Genomic DNA, 4447 nt, shown 5'->3' with positions numbered 1-4447 from the left:
ACCCACGATGGTGATGGTATTCGCACCATTCTGTTTCTGAAGGGATGCAGCCTGTCCTGTCCTTGGTGCCAAAACCCAGAAAGCCGCAGTGCAAAGCACTCTCTGCTGTTTGATGAGCGCAGTTGTATGGCGGACTGCCAGCTTTGTATATCGGCTTATAAACAAACCGTAAACGGCGACATGGCGAGCGATGGTGTCCGACGCATTGACGATCACATCATCATCAATCGAAACGTCATGAGCGAAGCGCAGATCATAGCGCTGCGAAACGTATGTCCAACACAAGCGCTCAGCATATGTGGAGAAGCGGCGAAATCGGACGACCTGTTTGAAGTGTTGATGAAAGACAAGCCTTTCTACGATCAAAGCCAAGGTGGCGTGACGTTTTCTGGTGGCGAGCCGCTGATGCAGCCAAGTCTTGTGGCAGAACTTGCCGAACGTTTGCATCAAAACCATGTGTCTACGGCGGTGGAGTCGTGCATGCATGTTCCGTGGAAAAACGTAGAAAAAGTTGCGCCGTATATCGATTGCTGGTTAGCGGATCTTAAACACACCGACGAAGAAAAGTTTCTCTGCTGGGCGAAGGGATCGTTAAAACGCATCAAAGACCATTTTAGAAAATTGGCACCAATTGCCAAACGCATTGTTATTCGCGTGCCGGTTGTGCCGGGCTTCAATGACACCATTGATGAGCTCAAAGCGATCATTGATTTCGCTGCTTCATTAGAAAGCTGTCAAGAACTCCACTTGCTGCCGTATCACACCCTCGGCATCAATAAATACCGTTTGCTCGATATGCCTTACGAGTGTTCTGACAAACCATTAAATAATCCAGAACTGCTAGAAAACGCAATGCAATACGCAAGCGAACATACTCAACTTAACGTGATTGTTAGAGGTTAACCATGGACCTACATACCCTTCCTGAGCGGATCAAAGCCCACAAATCGGCACTGGTCAACATCGTAACGCCGCCTATCTGTACCGAGCGCGCAGAGGCTTACACTCGGGCGTATCAGGCAAATGAAGACAAACCTGTGATTGTGCAACGAGCGTTGGCGTTACAAGAGCACTTACGCACTCGTACCATTTGGATTAAGCACGACGAGCTGATTGTCGGTAACCAAGCGAGCAAAGTACGCGCTGCGCCGATCTTCCCTGAATACACAGTGCGTTGGATTGAAGCGGAAATCGACGAACTGGCCGACCGACCTGGGGCTGGTTTTGCGGTAAGTGAAGAAGACAAACAAAGCATTCACGCCATTACGCCATACTGGCGCGGTAAAACGGTTCAAGATCGCTGCTATGGACTCTTTACCGACGAGCAGCAAGAGATCTTAGCCAGCACCATCATTAAAGCCGAGGGCAACATGACTTCGGGCGACGCGCACCTTGCGGTGGATAACGAAAAAATCCTGAAGATCGGTATGAACGGTCTGCTGGATGAGGTTCGTCAGCATCGCGCTAATAACGACGTGTCGACGTATGAAGGGTTGAAGAAAGAGCAGTTTTATAAGTCCGTCGAAATTGTCTTGCTTGCGATTCAGGAACACATGGTGAGTTACGCCGATCTCGCTCTGGAAATGGCACAAAACGAAACGCGACCAGAGAGGAAAGCGGAACTGGAGACAATCGCAGAAAACTGTCGTCATGTGGCTTTCCATGCGCCAACCAACTTCTGGCAAGCTCTGCAACTGAGCTATTTTGTGCAGTTGATGTTGCAAATTGAATCGAATGGCCACTCTGTTTCATTCGGTCGGATGGACCAGTTCCTAAACGACTACTATGTGCATGATCTTGAAAGTGGCGCGATGAACAAAGCGTTCGCCCTTGAGCTATTGCAAAGCTGTTGGTTGAAATTGCTTGAAGTAAACAAGATTCGCTCTGGTGCGCACTCAAAAGCATCGGCAGGTTCTCCGCTGTATCAAAATGTCTGTATCGGTGGCCAAAAGCTGAATGAGAATGGAGAACCTGAAGATGCCGTAAACCCGCTATCTTGGGCGATTTTAGAGTCCTGTGGTCAGCTACGTTCCACGCAACCGAACTTGAGTGTTCGCTATCATGAAGGTCTGAATCAAGCGTTCTTGATGGGCTGTATTGAAGTGATCAAATGTGGATTCGGTATGCCTGCATTCAACAACGATGAAATCGTCATTCCAGAGTTCATCAAGCTAGGTGTCGAGAAAGAAGACGCTTACAACTACGCGTCTATTGGCTGTATTGAAACCGCTGTTCCGGGCAAATGGGGTTACCGTTGCACGGGCATGAGCTTCATTAACTTTGCGCGTATTTTACTGGCTGCGCTTAACGAAGGTGTGGATGCAACCACGGGCAAAGCCTTCTTTCCGCATGATAAGTCGCTAGCAAAAGGTAACTTCGAGAGCTTTGAGCAAGTCACCGCTTCTTGGGCGGAGCAAATTCGCTACTACACACGTAAATCGATTGAGATCGATACGGTAGTCGACAGCGTGCTTGAGCAGCAAGCGCAAGATATTTTCTGCTCATCGCTGGTGGATGACTGTTTGGCGCGTGGTAAAACAGTAAAAGAAGGCGGAGCGAAATACGATTGGGTATCTGGCTTGCAAGTGGGTATCGCCAATTTGGGTAACAGTTTGGCGGCGATCAAACATTTGGTGTTTGAAGAAGCACAAATCAGCCAAACGGAACTGGCAAAAGCATTAGAACAAGACTTTGATGGTATTGAGAACGAACAACTTCGCCAACGCTTAATCAACTTCGCGCCAAAATACGGCAATGACGACGATTATGTCGACCAATTGCTGGCTGATGTTTACCAAGTTTATATCGATGAGTTGGCGCAATTTGTCAACACACGTTATGGGCGCGGACCAATTGGTGGTGGCTACTACGCGGGAACATCGAGCATCTCTGCTAACGTGCCATTTGGCGCATCCACGATGGCAACACCAGATGGTCGAAAAACGAAAACGCCACTGGCGGAAGGCGCAAGTCCAGCATCGGGCTCTGACCGTTTGGGACCAACGGCGGTGTATAACTCAGTCGGTAAAATTCAAGCCAATAAAATCTTAGGTGGCGTGTTGCTTAACCAGAAATTAAGCCCAGCGGCTGTTGCTTCAGAAGGGGATAAGCTCAAGCTATCGATGCTGATTCGTACCTTCTTTAATCACCACAAAGGTTGGCACGTACAGTACAACATCGTCTCTCGTAAAACCTTGCTGGCAGCGAAGAAGAACCCTGAACAATATCGTGACCTTGTCGTACGAGTTGCGGGCTATTCAGCCTTCTTTACCGCGCTGTCACCAGACGCGCAGGATGACATCATCGCTCGTACCGAACACGAGTTGTGATGGTTTCAATACCTACTAACCGAAAAGGCGCCGTTTAGATCCATTGTTTATATTTTTTATTACCCATATTGCCATTTATAAAAATTGAAAACGCTCACAGGCCTGGCCGCTCACGGTATCCATTTTAAGGGCTGGGCCTGGCTTGTTGATAGAATGCTCAGTGCTCTAGGGTTAGCAAGCTAGTGAGTTAGTACAGTTTATCAAACCAAACATCGACCGCTCCTGCTTGTTGCAGCCCGGCAAGGAAGTCGGTGTTGATAACGAGCTCTTTCCCATCCCACGCCAGTGGCGTGTCTTTTAAGCCGTGCTCATCGAGCGAAGCCAGCTCCGGTAGGAGAGCAAAATCGATAAAGGTATACTCTGTGCACACTTTATCCAGATCATGCTCGGAATTGGGCGTGTTAAAATCCAACTCTCCCCACCACTGTGTGAGTTGATCTAGCCATTTTTCGTCAAGTTCCTCAAGGATATCGTCATAAATATACAGCGTTTTGATGTCACCAAAATGCATATACACATCCGGTTGCGTGAACACAAATTTCGCGCGTTTTTCAGGTAGCACAGTGGTCACAGCGACTTTGTCAAAAGGAATGAATGTCATACTACGTCCTTGTTAAATAGACTGTTCACAGGGTTTGAACGTGGTGTTGATCGGATTGGTCGCCATGATGCGTTCTACGATGGAATGATGGAAAAGAATTCTCGTCGATTCTTCCATCATAAATACAAGCCGCTGATTGAGAGGGATTTGGGCGAGTATCGCTTCATCTAGCACCAGCTTTTCTATTCCCGTAACCTTGCCTATTGAATCAACAGACATATACTCCGATTTCTCAAGGTCGACGCATTTAATCCGTTGTAAGCAGTTGATGAATAAGTAATCTCGCTGCACCTGGTCATTGTTTATGTATGCGGGTACCCAATTGATGCCGTAGAGGTATTGCAGACCCGCCTTCATCACCACTCGTTTAGACAACGCGATCACTTTCGTGTGCACAAATTCAGGAGTTTCATAGTCGTCTTCCGGTTTGAACGTTTCGTAGATACGAATAGGTTCAATCGGCGGGCGGGCGCACTCTTTATAATTGATATAACGTTTATCGTGGTCACTTACTTCA

General features: G+C 47.8%; 4 protein-coding genes. 2 read left to right on the top strand and 2 right to left on the bottom strand.

Annotated elements, in window-relative coordinates; all coding sequences use genetic code 11:
• Together CAG65_RS16080 and CAG65_RS16075 are read left to right on the top strand one after the other, a co-directional pair.
• On the top strand, positions 1 to 903 hold a 903-nt coding region (locus tag CAG65_RS16080; protein ID WP_161454279.1), incomplete at its 5' end, for a glycyl-radical enzyme activating protein.
• Positions 904 to 905: 2 nt separating this feature from the next.
• Positions 906 to 3329: a formate C-acetyltransferase/glycerol dehydratase family glycyl radical enzyme gene (locus tag CAG65_RS16075; protein ID WP_161454278.1), complete on the top strand. Its 2424-nt coding sequence runs from the start codon at positions 906 to 908 to the stop codon at positions 3327 to 3329.
• A 187-nt stretch (positions 3330 to 3516) separates the two neighbouring features.
• Here CAG65_RS16075 and CAG65_RS16070 read toward each other — a convergent pair whose 3' ends face one another.
• The gene (locus CAG65_RS16070) at positions 3517 to 3930 is read right to left on the bottom strand and encodes a hypothetical protein (RefSeq protein WP_021706102.1); all 414 of its coding nucleotides are present in this window, start codon (positions 3928 to 3930) and stop codon (positions 3517 to 3519) included.
• Between the two features lie 12 nt (positions 3931 to 3942).
• Positions 3943 to 4447: hypothetical protein (locus CAG65_RS16065; protein WP_443098408.1), on the bottom strand; the 505-nt coding region annotated here is incomplete at its 5' end.

The organism is Vibrio sp. V39_P1S14PM300 (assembly GCF_009904765.1).
Lineage (GTDB): Bacteria > Pseudomonadota > Gammaproteobacteria > Enterobacterales > Vibrionaceae > Vibrio > Vibrio proteolyticus.
This window is presented reverse-complemented; position numbering and strand designations above follow the sequence as displayed.

Coding starts and splice junctions, on each gene's coding strand:
- CAG65_RS16075 (WP_161454278.1), top strand. CDS start 906: ATGGACCTACATACCCTTCCTGAGCGGATCAAAGCCCACAAATCGGCA.
- CAG65_RS16070 (WP_021706102.1), bottom strand. CDS start 3,930: ATGACATTCATTCCTTTTGACAAAGTCGCTGTGACCACTGTGCTACCT.